This is a genomic window from Fictibacillus sp. FJAT-27399, assembly GCF_001510655.1.
Classification (GTDB): Bacteria; Bacillota; Bacilli; order Bacillales; family Fictibacillaceae; genus Fictibacillus_C; species Fictibacillus_C marinisediminis.
Window position 1 is genome coordinate 374677 of sequence record NZ_LMVC01000003.1, and the last position, 22122, is coordinate 396798.

General features: G+C 45.9%; 21 protein-coding genes. 18 read left to right on the forward strand and 3 right to left on the reverse strand.

Annotated elements, in window-relative coordinates:
* The first annotated feature begins 67 nt into the window (after window positions 1-67).
* The 7 genes from AR335_RS15925 (at window position 68) to AR335_RS15955 (ending at window position 8097) form a co-directional block, all read left to right on the forward strand.
* On the forward strand, window positions 68-1285 hold the full coding sequence (locus tag AR335_RS15925) for a glycosyltransferase family 4 protein (RefSeq protein WP_062237728.1): 1218 nt from the start codon (window positions 68-70) through the stop codon (window positions 1283-1285).
* Window positions 1227-2489 carry a glycosyltransferase family 4 protein gene (locus AR335_RS15930; protein ID WP_062237730.1) on the forward strand — a complete coding sequence of 421 codons (1263 nt, stop codon included), beginning with the start codon at window positions 1227-1229 and terminating at the stop codon, window positions 2487-2489. Before AR335_RS15925 ends, AR335_RS15930 begins: the two co-directional genes overlap by 59 nt.
* A gap of 166 nt (window positions 2490-2655) precedes the next feature.
* A complete protein-coding gene (locus tag AR335_RS15935; protein WP_062237732.1) occupies window positions 2656-3804 on the forward strand; it encodes a DegT/DnrJ/EryC1/StrS family aminotransferase in 1149 nt (382 codons plus the stop codon).
* Between the two features lie 26 nt (window positions 3805-3830).
* Window positions 3831-4553 (forward strand): acyltransferase, encoded by a 723-nt coding sequence (locus AR335_RS15940; RefSeq protein ID WP_062237734.1) that lies wholly within the window; start codon window positions 3831-3833, stop codon window positions 4551-4553.
* A gap of 71 nt (window positions 4554-4624) precedes the next feature.
* Window positions 4625-6109, forward strand: coding sequence for an O-antigen ligase family protein (locus AR335_RS15945; protein ID WP_062237736.1), 1485 nt, complete (start codon window positions 4625-4627; stop codon window positions 6107-6109).
* A gap of 12 nt (window positions 6110-6121) precedes the next feature.
* Window positions 6122-6790 carry a hypothetical protein gene (locus AR335_RS15950; RefSeq protein ID WP_062237738.1) on the forward strand — a complete coding sequence of 223 codons (669 nt, stop codon included), beginning with the start codon at window positions 6122-6124 and terminating at the stop codon, window positions 6788-6790.
* Between the two features lie 224 nt (window positions 6791-7014).
* Window positions 7015-8097: an MraY family glycosyltransferase gene (locus AR335_RS15955; RefSeq protein WP_062237740.1), complete on the forward strand. Its 1083-nt coding sequence runs from the start codon at window positions 7015-7017 to the stop codon at window positions 8095-8097.
* 427 nt (window positions 8098-8524) lie between these two features.
* Here AR335_RS15955 and AR335_RS15960 read toward each other — a convergent pair whose 3' ends face one another.
* Both AR335_RS15960 and AR335_RS15965 read right to left on the reverse strand, forming a co-directional pair.
* The gene (locus tag AR335_RS15960; RefSeq protein WP_062237742.1) at window positions 8525-9607 is read right to left on the reverse strand and encodes an LCP family protein; all 1083 of its coding nucleotides are present in this window, start codon (window positions 9605-9607) and stop codon (window positions 8525-8527) included.
* Window positions 9608-9711: 104 nt separating this feature from the next.
* Window positions 9712-10347, reverse strand: coding sequence for a YigZ family protein (locus tag AR335_RS15965; RefSeq protein ID WP_062237744.1), 636 nt, complete (start codon window positions 10345-10347; stop codon window positions 9712-9714).
* 346 nt (window positions 10348-10693) lie between these two features.
* Between AR335_RS15965 and AR335_RS15970 the strand changes: the two genes are divergently transcribed.
* On the forward strand, window positions 10694-11854 hold the full coding sequence (locus tag AR335_RS15970) for a sensor histidine kinase (RefSeq protein WP_062237745.1): 1161 nt from the start codon (window positions 10694-10696) through the stop codon (window positions 11852-11854).
* Entirely contained in the window at window positions 11851-12591 is a 741-nt protein-coding gene (locus tag AR335_RS15975) for a response regulator (protein WP_053356968.1), read from the forward strand. The genes AR335_RS15970 and AR335_RS15975 overlap by 4 nt, the downstream gene beginning before the upstream one ends.
* Window positions 12592-12888: 297 nt before the next feature.
* Here the strand turns inward: AR335_RS15975 and AR335_RS15980 are convergent, their stop codons facing one another.
* Window positions 12889-14691, reverse strand: a complete 1803-nt coding sequence (locus AR335_RS15980) for an ATP-binding protein (RefSeq protein WP_062237747.1) — start codon at window positions 14689-14691, stop codon at window positions 12889-12891.
* 215 nt (window positions 14692-14906) lie between these two features.
* On the opposite strand from AR335_RS15980, the gene AR335_RS15985 reads away from it, so the two are divergent.
* From AR335_RS15985 to flgK, 9 genes are all read left to right on the forward strand, one after another.
* Window positions 14907-15881, forward strand: a complete 975-nt coding sequence (locus tag AR335_RS15985) for an ROK family protein (protein ID WP_062237748.1) — start codon at window positions 14907-14909, stop codon at window positions 15879-15881.
* Window positions 15882-16008: 127 nt separating this feature from the next.
* Complete coding sequence (locus tag AR335_RS15990; protein WP_062237750.1) at window positions 16009-16758, forward strand: DegV family protein; 750 nt, start codon at window positions 16009-16011, stop codon at window positions 16756-16758.
* Between the two features lie 41 nt (window positions 16759-16799).
* Window positions 16800-16991: a hypothetical protein gene (locus AR335_RS24250; RefSeq protein ID WP_156419036.1), complete on the forward strand. Its 192-nt coding sequence runs from the start codon at window positions 16800-16802 to the stop codon at window positions 16989-16991.
* A gap of 73 nt (window positions 16992-17064) precedes the next feature.
* Entirely contained in the window at window positions 17065-18564 is a 1500-nt protein-coding gene (locus AR335_RS15995) for a DEAD/DEAH box helicase (protein ID WP_062237752.1), read from the forward strand.
* Entirely contained in the window at window positions 18561-19274 is a 714-nt protein-coding gene (locus AR335_RS16000) for a ComF family protein (RefSeq protein ID WP_062237754.1), read from the forward strand. The genes AR335_RS15995 and AR335_RS16000 overlap by 4 nt, the downstream gene beginning before the upstream one ends.
* A gap of 100 nt (window positions 19275-19374) precedes the next feature.
* On the forward strand, window positions 19375-19767 hold the full coding sequence (locus AR335_RS16005) for a TIGR03826 family flagellar region protein (protein WP_062237756.1): 393 nt from the start codon (window positions 19375-19377) through the stop codon (window positions 19765-19767).
* A gap of 103 nt (window positions 19768-19870) precedes the next feature.
* Complete coding sequence (gene flgM, locus AR335_RS16010; protein ID WP_062237758.1) at window positions 19871-20131, forward strand: flagellar biosynthesis anti-sigma factor FlgM; 261 nt, start codon at window positions 19871-19873, stop codon at window positions 20129-20131.
* 9 nt (window positions 20132-20140) lie between these two features.
* Window positions 20141-20599 carry a flagellar protein FlgN gene (locus tag AR335_RS16015; RefSeq protein ID WP_062237760.1) on the forward strand — a complete coding sequence of 153 codons (459 nt, stop codon included), beginning with the start codon at window positions 20141-20143 and terminating at the stop codon, window positions 20597-20599.
* A gap of 15 nt (window positions 20600-20614) precedes the next feature.
* Window positions 20615-22117 carry a flagellar hook-associated protein FlgK gene (gene flgK, locus AR335_RS16020; RefSeq protein WP_062237763.1) on the forward strand — a complete coding sequence of 501 codons (1503 nt, stop codon included), beginning with the start codon at window positions 20615-20617 and terminating at the stop codon, window positions 22115-22117.
* The last annotated feature ends 5 nt before the right edge of the window (window positions 22118-22122 follow it).

Here is a 22122-nt window from a genome sequence, read left to right on the forward strand (position 1 = left end):
AGGCCAGCCAAGGTCTGGTTTTCCATGCGAATGGTTAACTCCCAAACCAAAGGTAGTGAACGTTGCCGTGAAAATCTGTCATTTAACTTCAGTACATCCCGCTGACGACATCCGTATTTTTGTGAAAGAATGCCGGTCACTAGCTCTTGCGGGACACGATGTATATTTAATAGCACCAAATACCGAAAATAAAATAATTGACGGCGTAAAAGTTGTTAGTGTGTCCTCAACGGCAAGCAACCGCTATTCACGGATGATTGCTGCTGCAAAAAGTGTGTATCAGGCGGCGATTGAAGTAGACGCCGATGTATACCATTTCCATGATCCTGAGCTGATGATCATCGGTCTTCTCTTAAAAAAGAAAGGCAAGAAAGTCATCTATGATGTTCATGAAGATGTGCCTGAGCAGGTCCTCTCCAAACAGTGGATTCCGAAGCTGCTCAGAAAGAACATCTCGGTCTCGGTAAAAAAGATGGAGAAATACGCAGCCAGCAGGTTTGATGCCGTTGTGACGGCCACACCGACGATCACGAAGCGTTTTAAAACGTATAACGCCAGCACGGTGACGGTTCACAACTTCCCGATCCTGCAAGAACTGATGGGAAATCCGTCAGAGAGCCATACTGCGAAACGGAAAGAAAACAGCTTCCTTTATATCGGGGGAATCACGGAACTTCGCGGCATCAAAGAGATGGTTTCGGCGATCGAAGTTCTGAACGGACAAGGAAAACAAGGCGAGCTCGTTCTCGCCGGCAAATTTGCTCCGGAACAGCTGGAACAGGAAATGAAGCAGCAGACAGGCTGGAGCCATGTCGACCATAAAGGCTGGCTCAGCCGAAACGAAGTAAAGGACGTGCTTGACGAGTCCACCGCCGGGCTCGTACTGATCCGGCCGGAACCGAGATACATGGTCTCCTACCCGATCAAATTGTTTGAATACATGGCAGCCGGACTTCCATCCATCGCTTCCAACTTCCCGCTCTGGGAGGATTTCGTCATCGGGAACCACTGCGGACTATGTGTGGACCCGCTCGATCCTGACGCGGTAGCCGATGCCATGAGATGGATCATGGAACATCCGGAGGAAGCGAAACAGATGGGTGAAAACGGCAGGAAGGCCGTCATTGAGAAGTACAACTGGGAAAAAGAAAGCCAAGAGCTGGTTGCGTTATACGAAAGGTTGGCCATGGCTGACAACAGGTCTTTAAAACGGGGTGAACAAGCAGATGAAGGTATGGATTTTAAATCACGTAGCGTTAAAACCGTCGGAAACAGGAATAACTAGACACTATGACATTGCCCATGAACTCGTAAAAAAAGACCATAAGATTCGGATTTTCGCAAGCAGCTTTCTGGCTTATCGCTTTGTCTGGAGAAACAAGCAGAAGAAGAATTACAAGGAAAACGTGAACGGCGTTATTTTTGAATGGCTCTGGACATTGCCTTACAAAGGGAACGGGGTCATGCGGATCCTGAACATGATTTCCTTCTTTTTCATGGCGATGTGGCGCGGGATGATGAAAAAAGAGCGTCCTGATGCCATCGTAGGCTCATCGGTTCACTTGTTTGCCTGCCTGGCTGCCTACTTTTTAAGCAAATGGAAGAAGGCTGCTTACATTGTGGAGATCCGGGATCTATGGCCGCGGACGCTGATCGAACTCGGTTCGATGTCGAAGCACCATCCCGCAGTACTTATGTTCGGTGCAATCGAGAAGTTCGTGTATAAACGTGCGGACCAGATCATCGTTACGCTGCCGGGTGCGGCACAGTACATTAAGGAGATGGGAGTGGATGAAAAGATCATCCACGTCATCCCGAACGGCATCAACATGGACCGTATGGAAGAAAAAGAGGGCAAAAGCTCGCTTGAGGATGAGATCAGCAAGATCAAAGAAAAGCACGGACACGTCGCGATGTATGTCGGCTCCCACGGTGTAGCCAACTCACTGGAAACGGTCGTGAACAGCGCCAAGTTTGTCTCTCCGGAGAAAACAGCCTATGTCCTTGTCGGAGACGGTCCGGAAAAAGACAATCTCAAAAATCTCGCCAGTGAATATGAGCACGTGTATTTCTTTGATGGCATTCCGAAAAAAGAAGTGATGCCAACACTTGCTCTTGCAGATGTATTGTTAGTTTCCATGCTGGATACCCAGCTTTATAAATACGGAATTTCGTTAAATAAACTGAACGATTACCTTCTGATCGGAAAACCGATCCTGTTTGCCGGCAATGTGTCCAACGACATTGTGGCAGAAGCGAAAGCCGGCAAGTCGGTTGCTCCTGAAAAGCCGGGAGAGTTTGCTGAAGGATTGGAAGAGTTATTGAATTTAAGTGAAGAAGAAAAAGCAGAGATTTCAAGGAACAGCTATCGGTATGTGAACGAGAAGCACAACATCACGAAGCTTGCTGACCGCTTCCTTGATATCTGCGCCTTCCAGGAAACCGGGAAAACTTCTAAGGCGTATCAGCTCAGTGTTAAAGAGAATTAAGTCATAGCATACTGCCGCTAAAAGAGACCCTCGAAGTCTCCCCTTCAGCGCGTGGCTGGGGTTCGCAAAGCGAGCCCCGCCTAGGCCAACCCGACTAAACATCGGTAGCAAAAGGTTTTAACAACAGTATGCAATACAAATATAGAGGAAGAAAGAGGGATCATAGATGAAAGTGCCTATGCTTGATCTATCAGAACAGTACCAATCATTGAAAGAGGAGATTTTTGCAAGCTTGGAAGATATCATGTCAGGGTCTCGCTTTATTTTGGGAGATAACGTTAAGAAACTGGAGCAGGATGTAGCAGAATACAGCGCGGCAAAGCATGGTGTGGGCGTAGCGAACGGCAGTGACGCTCTGCACATTTCTTTGCTCGGATGCGGAGTGAAACAGGGGGATGAGGTCATCGTTCCTTCTTTTACGTTCTTTGCAACTGCAGGTGCGGTGGCTCGTGCAGGAGCTGTTCCTGTTTTTGTCGACATCGATCCTAAAACGTACAATATTGATCCAGCAAAAATTGAAGCAGCGGTAACAGAAAAAACGAAAGCAATCATCCCGGTTCACTTGTACGGCCAGATGGCAGACATGGAGCCGATCGCTGAAATCGCGAAGAAGCATAACCTGGCGATCATTGAGGATGCAGCTCAAGCCATCGGTTCCAAATACAAAGGGAAAAATGTCGGTGAGCTTGGCACGACAGCAACCTACAGCTTCTTCCCGACGAAAAACCTTGGCGGGTACGGTGACGGCGGCATGATCATCACGAATGATGAAGACATTGCTGAAACGATGCGTGTGATCCGTGTTCACGGCAGCAAGCCGAAATACTATCACCACATCCTGGGGTACAACAGCCGTCTGGACGAGCTGCAGGCTGGAATCCTGAACGTTAAGTTTCCTCATCTGAACACATGGAGCGAAACACGACGTGAAAAAGCTGCGATTTACACGGAACTGTTGAAGGAAAAGCTGGGTGATCTTGTTATCACTCCGTTTGTGGAAGAACACAACTATCATGTGTTCCACCAATACACGATTCAAGTGCCAGACCGCAGCGGTTTGCAGGAGTTTTTGAAAGAGCAGGGAATTGGATCTATGATTTACTATCCAAAACCACTTCACCTTCAGCCGGTATTCAAAGAACTCGGCTACAAGGAAGGTGACCTGCCTGAAACTGAAAAAGCGGCAGACCGAGTACTTTCACTTCCGATGTTCCCTGAACTGAAGAGGGAGCAGCAGGAGTATGTCGTTGAACAGATCGCCGTTTATTTCAGCAAAAATCCTGTAAACGAATCAAAAGAAAAATCATTCGCATAAACGCATTCAGCTTTTAGGAAGAAAGGGTGTTCTCATTGACGGTCAGCCAGGGGAGTAATGTAGTATTAGGAAAAGACGTACAGCTCGGTTCAAACCTGATCATCGGGCATAATGTGGTCATTTACGACGGAGTCTCCATCGGAGATAACTGCATCATCCAGGATAATGCGGTCATCGGCAAGCAGCCGGCAAGAGCAAAGAATTCAGCGCTGCCGGAATTAAAAACACTGCCGCCCGCAAAAATCGGTTCAGGGGTAACGATTGGAACCAATTCGATCATCTACGCCAGCGCAGAGCTGGCTGACGATGTCTTCGTCGCTGACCTTGCGACCATCCGCGAGCGGGTGACGATCGGCCATAAAACGATTATCGGACGTGGCGCTGCGGTCGAGAACGACTGCGTCATCGGAGTAAAATGCAAGATTGAAACAAATGCTTACATTACGGCTTATTCCGAGCTTGAAGACCTCGTGTTCATCGCACCGGGTGTTGTTACGACCAATGACAACTATATGGCCCGGTCCAAAGAACGGTTTAAACATTTTAAAGGCGTTACCGTAAAAAGAGGCGGGAGGATCGGAGCCAACTCCACGATTCTTCCCGGCAAAGTCATTGAACAAGAAGCAGCGGTGGCAGCCGGAAGCCTTGTTACAAAGGATGTAGAAAGCCAAGATCTCGTGGCCGGCCATCCGGCTAGAAAATTCAAAAGCGTGCCAGACGACCAGCTGCTGAAAAATCAAGAGGCGTAATTTCCCGTGTTTCCCTTGAAAACAGCGATGAAACTTGCATCTATGAAGGAAAGGCGAAGGGAGGGAAGTACATGCCTGATTTGCGGAGTCTTTTTCAATCGAAAATTACACAGCTCATTCTGGCGTTATGCTTTGCGGCCATTACGGGCAGCTGGCTGATCGACAGAGTGCCAGTCCAGTCACCGCTGCTTCTGACAGCGGCACTTGCAGGATACGTCGCTTTAATGGCTGTTTTTATCGCTATCAAACCGGTTGTGCAGCAGATTCCGATGATGAACTTGCTGCTTTATCTCCTGATTTTTTCATCATTCCTGGGCGCGGGAATCATGAGCATTCCCGTAGGGCCGATCTCGATGTTTCCGTACAGGATGATTTACGTTTTGATGGTTCCAGCCGTTCTTTATCTCGCCCTTTTTAGAAGAGACGTGCTGGAGTGGGAGAGGGTAAAGGTCAAACCTGTGCTCTACTTCCACCTGTTCTGGGTGCTGTACGCCCTCTTCTCCCTAAGCTGGAGCCGCTCCCTTTCAATGGGTGCGGTTGACCTGATCTTCTTGATCATCGGGATTTCTCTCATCTTTTTTATGGTCTTTCTCATGAAAAAGGAAGAGGAGTTTAAGCATGTGTACTGGATCTGGCTTGGCATGTTCGCCGTGCTGACCGTGATCGGGCTGTGGAACCATGTGACGCATCATCATCTTGCCATCTCAAGGATCAATAAAGTGGCAGAGTATCAAAAGGGGATACCGACATCCGTTTTTGTGAACGAGAATGATTTTGCGAGCTTTATTTCGGTCAGTTTTTTTCTCGTATTAGCCTTTGTACACCGGACGAGGTCATGGCTTCTTAAGGCTGCGGGAACCGTGTTGATGCTTCTCTCTCTTTATGTGATGGTCTTTACGTCATCCAGGGCGAATTTTATCGCGATCCCATTGGGTCTTGCCTTCTGGTTTGTCTTTTTAACAAACAAGAAAGTGAAAAGGAGCCTTGTTATTCTCGGTTTCATAGGCATGGCCGCTTTGGTGGTTTTATTTAAAGAAAAGTTTGCTGCTGCCATCGGAAAAGTAGAAGGCATGCTCCACAGCTTGCTGGCAAGCGGTTCACAAGCCGAGATCGCCTCGGTCGATATCCGGTCCAACCTTATTAAGAACGGACTGCTTTTTTTTGAAAAAAGCTTTGGATTCGGCATCGGTTCGGGGAACTCTAAATACTATCTCATGCATTTTGCGGAATTTCCGACGAAGGGAATCATCAACGTCCATAACTGGTGGATCGAGATTCTCGTCAATTACGGAGCTGTTATTTTTGCCGGTTATGTCCTCCTGTATCTCTGGGTCATCCTGCAGCTTTTCCGCATCTTCAGGCAAAGTGATACCCTTTATGAAAAAATGATCAGTGAAGGGCTGCTTGGCGGCATGATTGCTTTCTCGCTTTCCTGCATCAGCCCAAGCTCGCAAATTTCTCTAAACTACCTCTGGCTGCTTTTCGCATTCTCCATCAGCTATATTAATTTCTGGAGAGTGAAACAAAATGAGGTTCAATATCGACCAAAGAAGTAAGGGAGTAAGTGTATGGACAAGCAAATGAAAGAAATCACGGAAAGTATCTGGCAGCGGTTCAAAAAATTCTTCGTTCTATTGCTGCTGATTCCTGTTTTAACGACAGTGATCGCCTACTTTATGGCTTCAAAAGCGCCGAGCACGTCCCAGGCGACCGCGAAAGTGAAGCTGGGACAAGCTGAAAACTCCATCCTGAACACGCCGGACAGTGCGAAAGAGTACCTTACGAGCGAAGAGTTTTTACGTTCTGTCAAAGGTTTGAACAAGGATGAAGAAAAGGCGATGAAAGACAAACTTCAGGTCGTTCCTGAAACAGATACGATCATCACGCTGTCATTGATGGATGAGGATAAAAGCAAAGCAAAGTCCCAATTGAAGCCAGTGGTGAAAGAATTCATGAAAGAAAGCAACCACCAAACTGAAAAATGGAAAACAACACTGGAGGATCAAATCAAGAAGGTAGAAGGAACACAAGTCTCTGGTGAAGGCACCATTAAGAAAGAAGAATATTTATTTGACCTGAAAACAAGAGTGCTGAAAGTAAAAGAACCAAAGCTTCTTGAAAAAGTAGGTACGACAGACATGGCCGGGGATCCGAAAAGGAAGGCTGTGCTGGGTCTCCTGGTAGGACTGATGCTTAGCGCCTCCATTCTGCTGCTGCCGGAAATTTTTAAAAAGTAGCTTCAAACCTCTGTTTTAGTGGTAAAGAGTAGAGATGATCGGCAATTATGAAGCGGAAATTCCGGTTCTTCGCCGGACAAGCATAGTTTTACTTTTGTTTATCACGGTTTCGAGATATAATTTCTGAAGAAGATGAATGCGAATTTTCATGGGGCGTTGTTGGGCAACATAAGCAGGAGGACCCTTGCTTAAATCCATTGAAGAGTTGGAAAAAGAGGGATAACATGAATGTTCAATTGATCATTGCTGCGGTGGTGTCGTTCGCGGTTGTCGTGGTCGCCATGCCTTTTATCATTAAGCTGGCGGTCCGCCTGAATGTGACCGACAAACCAAATCAACGAAAAGTACATCAAAAATTAATGCCTCGCTGGGGCGGAGTCGGTATCTTCCTTGGCGTAGTTGTCGGATATTTTGTCTCGGGCCTGTATGAAATGCAGCTAACCGGGATTATTGTAGGTGCAGTTCTTATTGTCGTGATTGGCATGATTGACGATAAATACGAATTAAGTGCGAGAGTTAAGCTTGTCGGCCAGATTTTTGCGGCCCTTCTCGTAGCTTCTACAGGATTAACCATTGAATTGATCACCATACCTTTTGTTGGTACATTTCATTTAGGTCCATGGGCATACATCACGACTATCTTCTGGATTATCGCCATCACCAATGCGATCAATCTGATTGACGGCCTGGATGGCCTGGCAGCGGGTGTATCTGTCATCGTGATGGTGACCATCGCGATCATGGCGGGATTAAACGGAAACATGATGATTCTTTCCCTCGCCCTCATCATCGCAGCTTCTACTGCAGGCTTCCTGATGTACAACTTTAATCCGGCCAAAATCTTTATGGGTGATGCAGGATCTCTGTTCCTCGGCTACTCCATATCGATTCTGTCACTGCTCGGACTGTATAAAAGCGTTACTCTGTTTAGTTTCGTTGTACCGATCATCATCCTTGGCGTCCCGGTTTTCGATACTTCCTTTGCCATCATCCGCAGAATGGCCAACAAAAAGCCGATTTCTGCACCGGATAAAGGACATCTGCATCACCGTCTGATCAACTTGGGATGGTCCCACCGCAAGACCGTACTCGTGATCTACGCGCTCAGCATCGTGTTCAGCGTCGCTGCCGTCGTGTTTGAATCCAGTACACTGTGGGGCTCTGTCGTGATCATCATCGGACTTCTGCTGATGCTTGAAGTCATCGCAGAGATCATCGGACTCGTCCATCACAAATACCGCCCGGTGCTCTTCCTCTACAAGAAGTTCATCGGCACCATGCAGGTCAACAGCCCGGACAAGGAATAACTAAATATAAGGTGCCAGGCACCCGTTTTTGACATATGTCAAAAGCCGGTGCCTGGCACCTTTTTTGTTTGTCTCACAGGCTTGTATAGGAATATGTTCAAGTAGAAAACTCTCTCCCCTTAAGCTTGTTCAAAAAGCGTTAAATAAGGGAGATGTGAGGCTTACAGAAGGGGGATGCTCTCCTTCTATACTCTATCACTAGGGTAGTAGGCCCTCATTTAAAGGCATAACTGCGCAGCCAGTGACGCTTACTTGCAAAAATAACTGTTTTACTTGCGAAATTAGTCGGATTACTTGCGGTTCGACACAAAATACTTGCGAAACTTATCCAATTACTTGCGAAAACCTAAACTTTACTTGCAAACTAAAGCATTTTTCAAAAAAGGCACAAAAAAAACCCCGCCAATCGGCGGGTTTCTTCTTTATCTTATTCTCCTGTTCCCTGACTTTGCTCGCTAGTCCCATCAGAACTGCTGCTGTCAGCGGAAGCGGAGCCTTTTCCTTTATAATTAAGGATCTCTCTAATACGGTCTCTTACTTTTTGAACGACTTGCTCATCAGGGCTGAAGTAGTAAACACCGTTAATGTATTCATCCTGTCCACCGATGTTCATGCGTTCAAGTTCTTTACTTTGAATTTGTTTGTAGAAGTTTCTCATGCCGAACATTTCTTTTAAGGAGATATTCGTTTGAACGTTGTCTCCTACAGAGTTCAGCAGGTTGTCCGCCCTTGAGATGGACTTGATGGACAGCGCTTTGTCCGCTACAGCTTTCATTGCCTGCTGCTGGCGTTCCTGGCGTCCAAAGTCCCCGCGTTTATCCTGTTTACGCATTTGTACGTAGGTTAGTGCTTCGTCGCCGTTCAGATCCATTTTTCCTTTATGGAAGTAGATCTTGTGGCCTTTCAAGTTCTTCTGATAGAAGTCGAATGGTACGTCTACTGTAATTCCACCGACAGAGTCAACAACTTCTTTGAAGCCCTGGAAGTTTGTACGTACATAGTAATCGATCGGAACATCAAGGAAATGCTCTACCGCATCAATCGTAGCCTGCTCTTTATGGCCTTTTTTGCCGTAAGCATAAGCATGGGTGATTTTGTCTTTGCGTCCCACATCAGGCAAGTACGTTCTAGTATCCCTTGGGATACTTACAATCGATGCTTCCTTGGTATCCGGGTTGATGGTCAGTACCATCAGCGCATCGGAATGGCCTGGTGAGCCTTTATAGTCTTCGACACCCATCAGGAGAATGTTGACAGGGTCTTTACCCATTGTGACTTTATCCATGCGAAGATCGGATTTGTTGCCATGGGCAAGTCCTTTATAGCTGTTGTCTGCCGTTGATTTAACCTTATACGCTAAATAGCCGGCATACGCGACTCCGCCCAGCATACAAAGCACAAGGAGAACGAGAATAATACGGATCAAGCGCCGAAAAGGACGGCGTTTCCTTTTCTTGACTCTCCTTCTGACAAGCCGTGTAGGCTGCCTTTCTTCATTATAATAACTCATGTTTTATTCCTCACTTTAACGGAAAAGTTCCCTAATTGATCTCTCAATAATTCAACCCTACAGTCCATAGGTTTCGACAATATCTGAGATAAATGGGGATAGAATCACAAGATTTTTTCTTCCAGATATTCCAATGAACCGTCTTCTATTGTAGCATGTGCATTCGTGAGGTTTATTAAGTATTCTTTAAAGTTTTGTAAGTCTTTTACCGCAACATACGTTAAAATTTCGACCTGTTCGAGGTAATTGATCTCTTTGATCATATAGGGAGAGGACCTTATATCGTTTTCTACTTTGCCGAGAAGAGTGTAGTCGATTTTAGTATGCACAATTTGCATGAGTTTCCGTTCGACGACCCCGATGGCGTTCAATCCTTCGCTCACACTCTTCCCGTAAGCGCGTATCAATCCTCCTGCTCCGAGTTTAATGCCGCCGAAGTAACGGGTAACCACAACGACTACATCTTTTAATTTCCTTTTTTTCAGAACTTCTAACATCGGAACACCGGCTGTACCGCTCGGCTCTCCATCATCATTCGCCTTTTGGATATGGTCATGCTCCCCTATCAGATAGGCGGAACAGTTATGGTTGGCGCTATGATGCATTTTTTTGATGCGTTGAATAAATTCTATCGCTTCTGCCTCAGTCGTTGCCCTGGCGAAATGAGCGATGAACCTTGACCGCTCGATGACAATCTCATGCTCGCCGGTTTCTTTGACAGTAAAATAATTGGATAACATTTTTAACGTGCTCCTTACTAATGGATTTAAGTAAAAACCTTTAATTAGTAATAAATTTCAATAAGATAAATGGTAATGGAAAAATGTAAAGTTCTCATAAAAATTATCCCGAAAAAACTACAAATTAAGGGGATTTAGTGCTATCCTTCATTATAAGGCGCGAGCAACCTTCCTACAAATTTCTTTGCAGAATAGACATAAACTTCCTTTTTCATACGAAAGATTTATGGAATAAATGTTTTTATTTGGATTCATGGTAAGAAAGACCCAAGCTTAAATTAGGTAGGATGGTTCTAGAACTAAAGTCTGTTCTTCTTTATCGTTTTAATTGGAGGATATTTACAAGATGGCAGCTAAAACACAAATCGATCCAAAGCTTTTAGATGGCATTCTTACAGAAACCATCAATACCGTTAAAGTAAGCCAGACTCAAGTGTTTGATATCAGCGAGGAATCTCGGCAGGAGTTTCTTCGGCTGAATAAAGAGCTTGAAGATGTGAAGGAAAAAGCGCTCGAGGCCATTGACCGGTCGGACCTGCTTGAAGAAAGGTCCAAGTTTGCCAGGTCAAAGCTCGCTCAAGTAAGCAAACATTTTCAAAAGTACAGTGAGGGCGATATTCGCGACGCATACGAAAGCGCGAACGCCATTCAGATCGAAATGTCCATTGCCCGCCAGACTGAAAAACAGCTGCGGGAAAAACGAAACGATTTGGAAAGGCGCTTAAATGGCCTGAAAGAGACGGTGTCTAAAGCAGAATCACTCGTCGGCCAGATATCGGTTGTCCTGAACTATTTAAGCGGAGATTTACTGAAAATTAATGAGCTTGTGGAAGATGCCAAGCAAAAGCAGGAATTTGGCCTTCAGATCATTGAAGCTCAAGAGGAAGAACGCCGCCGGGTATCACGTGAGATCCATGACGGTCCGGCCCAGCTTATGGCTAATGTGTTGATTCGTTCCGAGCTGGTCGAAAAGGTGTTTAATGAAAAAGGTACAAAAGCAGCAGTAACTGAAATTAGAGACTTAAGAGAGATGGTCAGAGCCTCCTTAAGGGAAGTCAGGAGAATTATCTATGATCTCCGGCCAATGGCGCTTGATGACCTTGGGCTCGTCCCTACATTAAAAAAATACTTGCGCAACGTCCAGGAAAGTACCGGTATTGAGATCGAACTCGTTCCGATGGGGAATGAGCGGAGATTTCATACGAAGATGGAAATAGCGTTATTTCGATTGATTCAAGAAGCTGTCCAGAATTCTTGCAAGCATGCAGAGCCGAAGAACATCTCGGTGAAAATTGAATTCACGGACCGCAATGTATCCTTATTTGTAAAAGATGACGGAAAAGGTTTCGATGCCACAGTACCGCAAAAGACCAATTCATTTGGGCTGATCGGCATGAGAGAACGCGTGGAGCTGCTGGAAGGCACTCTGAAAATCAATTCGCGTCTAAACATTGGAACCAACGTTTATATTCAAATACCTATACGAGATCGGGAGGGTTCAGAATGAGAAGTGTAGATGTTTATGAATCCAGTGCCTCTGCACCGGACAAAACAAGAATTGCAATTATTGATGACCATCGATTGTTCCGGGAAGGCGTAAAGCGCATCCTGGATATGGAGGACGAATTCTCTGTTGTAGCCGAAGGAGATGACGGTTCAGAAGCCGAGGATATCGTGAACGAGCACCATCCTGATGTTGTGCTGATGGATATCAACATGCCGCATATCAATGGTGTAGAAGCAACTCGCCGTTTGGTTGAAAAGGCTCCCGATACGAAAGTGATCATTCTCTCCATCCATGATGACGAGACCTATGTGACGCATGCGGTTCAGACAGGGGCTTCCGGCTACCTGTTAAAAGAAATGGATGCTGACTCCCTGATCGAAGCAGTGAAAGTCGTAGCAGATGGCGGAGCGTATCTTCACCCGAAGATCACGTACAATCTATTAAATGAGTTCCGCCGTTTGTCTACAACAACGAAGAACAATGCCAACAATCCGAACAACATCGGCCTTAACGAAATTGAGTACCGCAAACCGCTTCATATCCTGACACGCCGTGAATGTGAAGTACTGCAATTGCTGGCAGACGGAAAAAGCAACCGCGGTATCGGAGAAGACCTGTTCATCTCTGAGAAAACGGTTAAAAACCATGTGAGCAATATTCTTCAAAAAATGAACGTGAACGACCGAACCCAGGCGGTTGTTGAAGCCATTAAAAACGGCTGGGTAAAAGTAAAATAGTAAATGCTTGTGGAAGCCCGGTTCTGTTTGAGCCAGGCTTTTTTTATTTGTTAACCTTTGCAGCTCATGAGGGCGGTTGATCTCCGTTCCAGGATGCTCGCTTTTACCGGCGTAAACGCCTACTTTCGCAGGGCGTGCGCTGAACCCCTCGGCGCAAGCGCCTGCGGGTTTCACCTGTCACACTCGTCCCGCTGGAGTCTCGCACCTTGCACTCCAATCAACTTGTCAATGAAGGCACTTTACAGAAATGTTTCCAAAGCAACAATCTTTTAGAAAACAGCCTTCATTTAAAACCCTTCAGCTTGCTGTCGGGCTTGGAAGTTCTGTCACACTTTCAGCAGGAAGCGTGATCTCTGCAAGCGTCCCCTCACCAAGCGTACTCGTGAACCGTAAATGCCCCATATGGTTATCCAAAATCTTTTGGCTGACCATCAATCCGAGTCCCTTGCCGTTCTCTTTAGTCGTGAAAAAAGGGTGGAAGAGCTGTTTTAAGTGGACTTCAGATATTCCCACACCTTCGTCCTTGATCTGAATGAGCAGATTTTCGTTTTGAATGCCTGTAACGGTTATTGTTACCTTTCCGCCATCAGGCATAGCTTCGATCGCGTTCTTGATCACATTAACAAACACTTTCTTTAACTGGTTTTCTTCGCCTTTAACTGTTCCGCTGTCAATGTAAAACTGCGTCTCAATCTGTGTATTGTTGAGGCTTGCCTGCCCGGTCAAAAGCAGGGTAACCTGTTTGATCAAGGGGAGCAGGTCGATCCGCTTTGTCATCCTCAAATGAGGCTTAGCCAGCACCATAAATTCATTGGTAATGAGATTAATGGATTCAATCTCTTCCAGCATGATATTTAAATATTCTTCACGGCCAGGAATGTTGGGATGATCTTTGAACATCTGTGTAAAACCTTTAAGCGAGGTGAGGGGATTGCGGATCTCATGGGCAACCCCGGCAGCCAGTTCTCCGACAACGGCTAGTTTTTCCGACAGGCGTAATTTCTCTTCCATGATCCTGAATTCTGTCAGGTCCTTGATCGTACCGATAATGCCAATCAGTTTGTTCTCAACAAAATAAGGGATATTTGTAATTTCTGCCTCGAACTCTGTTCCGTTTTTATGTTTGATGCGTGTCTCGCGTTTGATCGGTTCACCGGCAAGTGTACGCTGAAAAAACTCTTCTGTTCTCTCTGCTTCTGATGGGGCCAGGAGAAAGGTATAGAGAGAGCCCTGCAGTTCATCTGCAGAATAGCCCGTGATCTTTTCTAAAGAATGATTGCCGCCTGTAATCTTTCTGTCCTTGCCGATCATATAAACGCCATCTGGATTCAGTGCGATCAAGGAATGGTTGCGCTGTTCGCTTTCATCCAGCTGCAATGATTTCAGCTTCAGCTGCTGATCACTCATTGCCCCCAGTACATACAGAAGTGCGATGAACAACGAAGCAACGATTACAATAGCCGTAGCGATCAAAGAAAGACTTCCGAGGCGTGGATCGTGCATGATTAGAAAAATGTGATGAGACTTCATAAGCATCGCTTTTTCACCGATATAATGTAATCCCGTCAATGCCAAAACCATAAACAGACTATTGATGAATTGGGTGAATAATGAGGGCTGAGAGGCAGAAAATTGGCGGTAGAGCGCGATGCCTGAAAATAGATAAGCGGCTGCAGCAGCAAGGGTAGATACAAAAAAGTCATAGTGGAGATTGGAGTTTATGGCTGCTGTTTTCATTCCGAAATAATGAAGGGCGATGATGCAGGAGCCCATAAAGAAGGCAGAAAGAAAGACACTGCTTTTTTTATGAAAGGATTTGGTGAAATAAAAGGCCCCATATGTTCCGGCAACGGCGATCAGCATACATTGGCTGATGGCGGGAATATGATGGGCTGCAGTCAAAGACATGTTCACAGACATCATCCCGACGAAATGCGTACCCCATATTCCGATCCCCATGGTCAATGAAGCGCTGAACAGCCACAAACGGCGGGATGACTCCGTTTTACGGTTACTTCTGCGGGCAAAATCTAAGGCGACGAATGTGTAGACAATGGAAACGACGACAGATAGTGCCACGATATATAGATTATGCTGCATAGTATGAAGTACCTCCAATTCATGAATATATTTTACTAATTTCTTACAATTTCGACGTTTTCCTTCTTTTACTCTCAAATTTTTACAAAAAAATTATTAGGTCCATTGAACCCTCTTTAAGAAGGACTCTTACCATAGAACCATGTCCTGTTTTTAAACCGTTTTTTTCTATCCTGCCAGGGGTAATAGTAAGAAAAACAGGAGTGGTGGCATACATGGGAGATAAATATTACCTAACAACAGATATTGGCGGTACCAATGTGGAAGCAGCCCTTTTTGAAGCAGATGGTACAATGCTGGCAAACAGAGAATTTCCGACACAGGAATTTGTGGATTCCGGTGTTTTAATAGAATTGGCGAAACAAGCTAAAGAGATGGCTGAAGAAAAGAATGTCAGCTGGGAGGATATTGTTTCGGCAGGGATCGTGGCACCAGGTGTCATTGATCCGGATACGGGTGTGGTGTTTCATGCCCCTAATCTAAAGTGGCAGGATTATGAGCTGAAAAAAGAAGCAGAAGAAATGCTGGGCGTACCTGTTCATATCGATAATGACGTAAATGGCGGATTGCTGGGCGAGGTCTATTACGGTGCCGCACAGGGAAAGAAAAATGTCCTGCTGTTCATGATCGGAACGAGCATCGGAGCAGGATTGTTGATCAATGGTGAAATCTACCGTGGAGCCCATTGGGCATCAGGGGAGGTGGGCCATATGATCAGCGATCCTGAAGCGGCTACGGGTTCATTTATTCCAATCAAGGACGGATATGGCTTTTTAAGCAGCAAAATGGGCGGTGTGGCTATCGCACACCATTACCGGGAGGCAAAACGGCTGGACGGTGAGGTTTCTGGAGAAGAGCTAAATAGACTGAAAGCATCAGATGTGTTTCAGTTCGCGGAGGAGGGAGACAAGCTCGCCCAGGGCATTATCCGGGAAGGCATCCTTCATATGGGGATGGCCATCGTCAATGCTGCTGCCCTTATCAATCCTGAAACGATTGTCATCGGCGGAGGCGTTGCTCAGTCGGGAAATTGGTTCCTTGGAAAAATAAAAAGCATGCTTGAAGAGTTTGTGCCGTGCCCGACCGAGGTTGTCCTTGCGGGATTAAAGGATCAATCCCCGCTCTATGGGGCGCTGGCTCTTTGTCAGCTCATGGATAAAGAGGAAAAGGTTCAGGAAGGAAATGGATGAAAGATGGAGAAGGAAAGAAAAACAGAGATAAAGAAATGCGCCGTTTTAATGAAAACGGCGCCTGTTTCGTGTAAACTACTACGTAGATGAGACAACGGACGAAATACTGTCAGGAAAGGAAATTACAATGAGCAAGGTAGCGATAATGACAGACAGCACGGCATATATACCAGAACACATCAGAAACGAAAAAAACATTGTAATGATTCCGCTCAACGTTATTTTTGGCAATGAATCGTATAAGGAAGAAGTGGAGCTTAACAAGGATGATTTTTACGGGATGGTTGGCAAGGGAGGAGCCCTTCCTAAAACGTCACAGCCATCCATCGGCGAACTCGCAGACATGGTGGAAGGCATCAAGTTCCATGTGTTTGATTCTGAGATCAGCTGCGCCCCGCAAGCCTTTTATACGTACAAAGCAGTCGAAATGGCGGCGGAGGGAGCAAATGCAACGGAAATCATGGAGAAACTGAACTCTATGAAAGAGCGAGGCATTCCCGCCTATTTCGTGGTCGATGACCTCAACCACCTGCATCGCGGCGGACGAATGAACGCGGCCCAGCTTCTCGTTGGGAATCTTCTGCAGATCAAGCCTGTGCTTCATTTTCAGGATAAAAGAATAGTTCCTTTCGAAAAAATCCGTACAAAGAAAAAAGCGATCTCCCGCATTCATCACCTCATGGAGCAATCGGTAAAGCAGGATGAGAGTTTCAAAGTCAGTGTGATCCATGCCCAGCGTGAAGAAGAGGCAAAGGAAATCGCAGCCGATATTCAGGAGAGATATCCCAATGCTGATGTCGCGGTAGATTATTTTGGCCCTGTTATTGGGACCCACCTTGGCGAAGGATCGATCGGCATCACGTGGATGAAAAATTAAATAAAGGCTGTTTTCGTAACCTTTGTTGCTCATAGGAGTAGTTGATTTCCGTTTCAGGATGCTCGCTTTCCGCGGGGCGGGCGGTGAGCCTCCTCGGCGCATGGCGCCTGTGGGTCTCACCTGTCCCGCATCTCCCGCAGGAGTCTCGCCCCTTGCACTCCAATCAACTTGGCAATGAAGGATTCTTACAGAAGACTTCCCAAAGCAACAATCTTTTAGAAAAGAGCCTTTAGAAAAGAATCAAAGTCTAAATAAACATACGGAGGGATTTTATATGAAAATTCCTATTCAACAGGAGACGGCACCATGAGGTTCGTCTCTTTTTTTGTTGATGGAAAAAGCGTGGCGGTTCCTGAAGTGCTGAAGCCGCCTGATGTCAGTACTGTGCCTGTTTCCTTTCACAAGCTTCAAGTCCTTGATACCCCCGATTTTAGTGAGGTATACCCCTTTTCTGCTGAACTACAAGCCTCTTTATCAGGCAAACTCCTCTTGTTTGAAGAACTTCCCTACTCGATTGATGTGATTCATGAGCACTATCTTAATGGCTGCTTAGCTTATGAAAAAGGAATTGAAGAAGCTGGCGGTTCGTTTGTATGCAAGCGTTGTGGCAACGATAAGCCGCGTTTGTTTTCGTCTTTTTCCTGTTTTCGGTGTAAGGAGAGGGAATGTGTTTACTGCCGGAAGTGCCTTGTGATGGGACGGGTGAGTCAGTGTACACCGCTTGTCCGCTGGTGCGGTCCGGAGGTGGAGTGGAAGGTGAATGAGGTTAGGTTGGAATGGGAAGGGAAGCTGTCGGCTGCTCAGAGGAAGGCTTCGGATGAGTTGGTTTCCCGTGTTGGGGGTAAAGGTGAGTTGCTGATTTGGGCGGTGTGCGGAGCTGGGAAAACAGAGGTGCTTTTTTATGGACTGGAGAGAGCATTGAAGGCTGGACTGAGAGTTTGTTTGGCCACTCCGAGAACCGATGTTGTGCTCGAACTGCTGCCACGGCTTCGTAAAGTGTTTCCTGGTGTTACTTTGGCAGGTTTGTATGGAGGAAGTGAGGAGAAGCTGGAAGGTGCACAGCTTGTGGTTTCAACAATACACCAATTATATCGTTATCGGGATGCGTTTGATCTCGTGGTGGTTGATGAAGTGGATGCTTTTCCGTATTCGTATGACTCGTCTTTGGAGTATGCGGTTCTTCAGGCAAAGAAGGAGGATGCCCTGCTCGTCTATTTGAGTGCAACTCCGGGAAGGAAGATGAAGAAAAGAGCAGTGGCAGGAGGGCTTCCTCATGTGAAGATTCCGCTTCGGTTCCATGGCTACCCGCTGCCTGTTCCTCAGTTTGTATGGTGCGGGAATTGGAAGAAGAGATTGAAGAAAGGCAGATTGCCAAAAAACGTGATGAACTGGGTGGAGCATCAGTTGGAAGTAAAGCGTCAGGGTTTTTTGTTTGTTCCATCTGTTGTGGCTCTACATCAGGTGGCGGCGTTATTGCAGGCAGTTTTCCCGGGTATTGAGGGTGTGCATGCAGAAGATCCTGATCGTAAAGAGAAGGTCATGAAGTTCCGGAATGGTGAGATATCCATATTGGTGACAACGACGATCCTAGAGCGCGGTGTTACAGTTCCCTATACGGATGTAGCAGTGCTCGGTGCAGAAGAGGATATTTTTACGGAGAGTGCACTCGTGCAGATTTCCGGTCGTGCCGGACGAAGCAAGGATGACCCGGCAGGAGAGGTTGTGTTTTTTCATTATGGAAAAACGAATGCGATGGTGGATGCTAGACGGCACATTGAAGGGATGAATCAGGAGGCTGGTTTATGAATTATTGCCTGTTTTGTGATGAAGGTTTTTACGAGACGGTGAGCTGGAGCTTTGTGCTTGGCATTGCAGGTGAAATGCACTTTTGCGAGGAATGCAACTCATCCTTAGAGAGAATTGGAGGGGAAATATGCGAGATCTGCGGACGTTCTTTTTCTTTATTTCCCGAGGAATATCGACAAGATAACCGTTGTAACGACTGTATACGTTGGGAAGAAGACGACAATTGGCGGGGTGTTCTCGTTAAGAACCGGTCATTGTATGTCTATAACGACCTTTTAAAGGAATTGATCAGCCGGCTGAAATATAGAGGTGATGCCGAGCTGGTGAAGGGGTTTGGACAGGAGCTTAGAAAAATCTATTTGCACGAGTTTAAAGGATTTGTGGTCGTTCCTGTGCCGTTAAGTCAGGAAAGGCATTACGAGCGTGGATTTAACCAGGCGCAGTTGCTGGCGGAATTATTGGGTGTGGATATCGTGTATGCACTGAAAAGGGTCTTGCATGAAAAGAAGCAGAGTAAGAAGTCAAGACAGGAGCGGCTGGAGATGAAGGAAACAATTTTTGAGCTGGCTGTTGACGCTAAGTTGACTGAAGGAAAATGCGTCGTTCTTGTTGATGACGTATATACAACGGGGGCAACGCTCAGACAGGCTGCAAGGATGCTGAAGGAAGCAAGTGCTTTGCAGGTTTCGTCCATGACACTCGGCCGTTAAGGAAGGTTTTCACTTTTTTTGTTTAGTTCGGATGAGGGTCTATCAACATTCCAATCTTCCTTCCGATAATTACGGTAGAGATATTAGAGGAGTGATCGGAATGGGAGAATTGAAAAATTGCCCAAGCTGTGGAAATTTATATGTTCAGCACCTTCGTTCAGTATGTGATTCGTGCTACACGGAAGAAGAGCTGATGTTTGAAAAGGTGTTTCAGTATATGAGGAAGCGGGAGAATCGGCAGGCAACCTTGCTTGATGTTCATCAGCAAACCGGGGTGGATGAAGAGAAAATCACAAAGTTTATCCGCCAGGGCAGAATCCGTGTGGTCGGGTTTCCGAATTTTTATTATCCATGTGAAACATGTGAGGGTCCGACCCAGGAAGGGCGACTCTGCTGCTCATGCAAAAAGAAAATCATGGGTGATCTGAAAACCAATGAATTCGAAGCGCAAAAGAAGCTTGTTGATCTAGGAAGGTCTTACTATACCGATTAATCAAAAGTCCTATTTTTACGTGAATAGCTTCAGTCTTGTTATTTTAAACCGATATAAGAAATAGGAAATGCAGGAGCGATCCTGCTTAATAGAGGTGAATCCTATGAAGATCAATAGCTTTAATCATGTCAATATTAACCCTTACACTAAACAAATCCAACAATATTCCAAAAACGAGGAAAAGATGAAGCAGAGCGACGAAATTCAAATCTCAGCTGAAGCGAAAGAACTTCAATCATCACAGCAATTTTCAGTTAGCCGCCAGGATAAAATACATGAAATTAAAACCCAGATTGATTCCGGCCAGTACCACCCCGACGCAAGAGAGGTCGCCCGGAAGTTCTATCAGTTCTGGAATAACTAGGAGGATCTCATGGCGCTAAAGGACATGAAATCTTTATTAAACAAGCTGCTCGACGTCCACCGTGAACTTAACAGCATCGCTGAACAGAAAACAACGATATTAAAAACAGGTGACGTAAAGGCGCTTGATGCCTTGATGCTTAAAGAGAACGAGCATGTGAAAACTCTGATGGAGCTTGAAGAAATGCGGAATGGAACAAGCGCTCTCACGATGTCAGAACTGATTGAGCAGGCTGTTCCAAGTGAGAAAGAGCAGCTTGAAGCTCTTCAATATGAACTTTCTAAAGAATACATGCTTTTAAAGGAACGAAACGAACTGAACCAGCAGCTGATCCATCAGTCGCTGCAGTTTGTGAACATGTCATTGAACATGTTCATGCCTGAGCCGGAAAAAGTAACATACAGCCGTCCGCAGGCAAAGGAATATGCGGGAGCAGGGAGCTTTTCCCTGTTTGATTCAAAAGCCTAGAACGGAGGAACATTCATGGTATCAACGTTTCACGGGTTAGAGACCGCCCGCCGCGGAATGACAACCCAGCAATACGCCCTTCAAGTGACCGGGCAGAATATCGCCAATGCAAACACAGCCGGATACTCACGCCAACGTGTCAACTTTACCCAGACCGAGCCTTATCCCGCACCAGCCATGAACCGCCCGCAAATCCCGGGACAAATGGGAACTGGGGTGCAAGCCGGTTCGATTCAGCGGGTGAGGGAAGATTTTTTGGATGTACAATTCCGCGGAGAAAACACGAAGTCCGGATATTGGGGAGCCAAAAGCGAAGCACTTGGAAAAATGGAAGATATCATGAATGAACCTAGTGATAACGGGCTGTCCAAGACTCTCGATCAGTTCTGGCAATCTCTTCAGGATCTTGCCACAAACCCTGAAGATGACGGGGCTCGTTCCGTCGTACGCCAGCGCGGAGTAGCGGTTGCAGAGACCTTTAATTATCTATCAAACTCGTTATCTACGATTCGTGATGATATTAATAGTCAAGTGGATATATCCGTCAAAGAGATTAATTCCATTGCGGAACAAATCAACAACATCAACCAGCAGATCAGTGAAATCGAACCGCACGGCTATCTGCCAAACGATCTTTATGATGAAAGAGACAACCTGGTGGATCAACTTTCCCAGCTTGTGAATGTAAAGGTAACTAAGACTGCAAGCGGTGGTCAGACTTCACCGCAAGCGATTGGTAAATATACCATAGAGATTACAGATCCATCTGGAGCCTCATTAGGAACATTAGTCGATGGGAACAGTGCACCGCTCTCTTTTCAATCTCTATCAATCAATGAAAGCGACGGGAATATCTCAGGCTTTTCAGTGGGTGGTAAACCATTAACCTCAACTTCTCTTGGAGGTAAGCTGGAAGGAATGACGTCAGCTTATAACAATGATTACCCGGCTATGCTCGATCAGTTAGATAATTTGGCTCTCGATTTTGCGAAGGCATTCAATGATGTTCACAGCAAAGGATGGAGCTTAAACGATATTAATAACGGAACTCAAACACCCCATGACTTCTTTGCTTTACAAGGTGCAGCAAGCGATCAAACGAAAATCGATGATACAACTCAAGCTAAAGGAGCGGCAAAACTTCTTCAAGTTTCAACATCCATAACAGATGATCTGAAAAACATTGCAGCTGCGACAAGTAAAGCAGCTGGTGATGGAAGCAATGCGCTGAATTTAGCAGGTGTAAAAGATACGACAAACTTAAAATCAAAGTATGAAGCAGCGATTGGAAAAATGGCTGTTGATGCTCAGCAGGCCAACCGAATGAGCGCGAACTCAGATACTCTCGCTAGTTCAGTTGACCAGCGCCGTCAATCCGTAAGTGGAGTATCATTGGACGAAGAGATGACGAACATGATTCAATTTCAGCATGCCTATAATGCGTCTGCCCGAATGATTACGGTTGTGGACCAGATGCTCGATAAAATTATTAACGGAATGGGTATGGGAGGAAGGTAGGTGAC

Coding starts and splice junctions, on each gene's coding strand:
- AR335_RS15975 (WP_053356968.1), top strand. CDS start 11,851: ATGAGAAGTGTAGATGTTTATGAATCCAGTGCCTCTGCACCGGACAAA.
- AR335_RS16000 (WP_062237754.1), top strand. CDS start 18,561: ATGAATTATTGCCTGTTTTGTGATGAAGGTTTTTACGAGACGGTGAGC.
- AR335_RS15960 (WP_062237742.1), bottom strand. CDS start 9,607: ATGAGTTATTATAATGAAGAAAGGCAGCCTACACGGCTTGTCAGAAGG.
- AR335_RS15935 (WP_062237732.1), top strand. CDS start 2,656: ATGAAAGTGCCTATGCTTGATCTATCAGAACAGTACCAATCATTGAAA.
- AR335_RS15950 (WP_062237738.1), top strand. CDS start 6,122: ATGGACAAGCAAATGAAAGAAATCACGGAAAGTATCTGGCAGCGGTTC.
- AR335_RS15985 (WP_062237748.1), top strand. CDS start 14,907: ATGGGAGATAAATATTACCTAACAACAGATATTGGCGGTACCAATGTG.
- AR335_RS15995 (WP_062237752.1), top strand. CDS start 17,065: ATGAGGTTCGTCTCTTTTTTTGTTGATGGAAAAAGCGTGGCGGTTCCT.
- AR335_RS15930 (WP_062237730.1), top strand. CDS start 1,227: ATGAAGGTATGGATTTTAAATCACGTAGCGTTAAAACCGTCGGAAACA.
- AR335_RS16015 (WP_062237760.1), top strand. CDS start 20,141: ATGGCGCTAAAGGACATGAAATCTTTATTAAACAAGCTGCTCGACGTC.
- AR335_RS15970 (WP_062237745.1), top strand. CDS start 10,694: ATGGCAGCTAAAACACAAATCGATCCAAAGCTTTTAGATGGCATTCTT.
- AR335_RS15990 (WP_062237750.1), top strand. CDS start 16,009: ATGAGCAAGGTAGCGATAATGACAGACAGCACGGCATATATACCAGAA.
- AR335_RS15955 (WP_062237740.1), top strand. CDS start 7,015: ATGAATGTTCAATTGATCATTGCTGCGGTGGTGTCGTTCGCGGTTGTC.
- AR335_RS15945 (WP_062237736.1), top strand. CDS start 4,625: ATGCCTGATTTGCGGAGTCTTTTTCAATCGAAAATTACACAGCTCATT.
- AR335_RS15980 (WP_062237747.1), bottom strand. CDS start 14,691: ATGCAGCATAATCTATATATCGTGGCACTATCTGTCGTCGTTTCCATT.
- flgM (WP_062237758.1), top strand. CDS start 19,871: ATGAAGATCAATAGCTTTAATCATGTCAATATTAACCCTTACACTAAA.
- flgK (WP_062237763.1), top strand. CDS start 20,615: ATGGTATCAACGTTTCACGGGTTAGAGACCGCCCGCCGCGGAATGACA.
- AR335_RS16005 (WP_062237756.1), top strand. CDS start 19,375: ATGGGAGAATTGAAAAATTGCCCAAGCTGTGGAAATTTATATGTTCAG.
- AR335_RS15965 (WP_062237744.1), bottom strand. CDS start 10,347: ATGTTATCCAATTATTTTACTGTCAAAGAAACCGGCGAGCATGAGATT.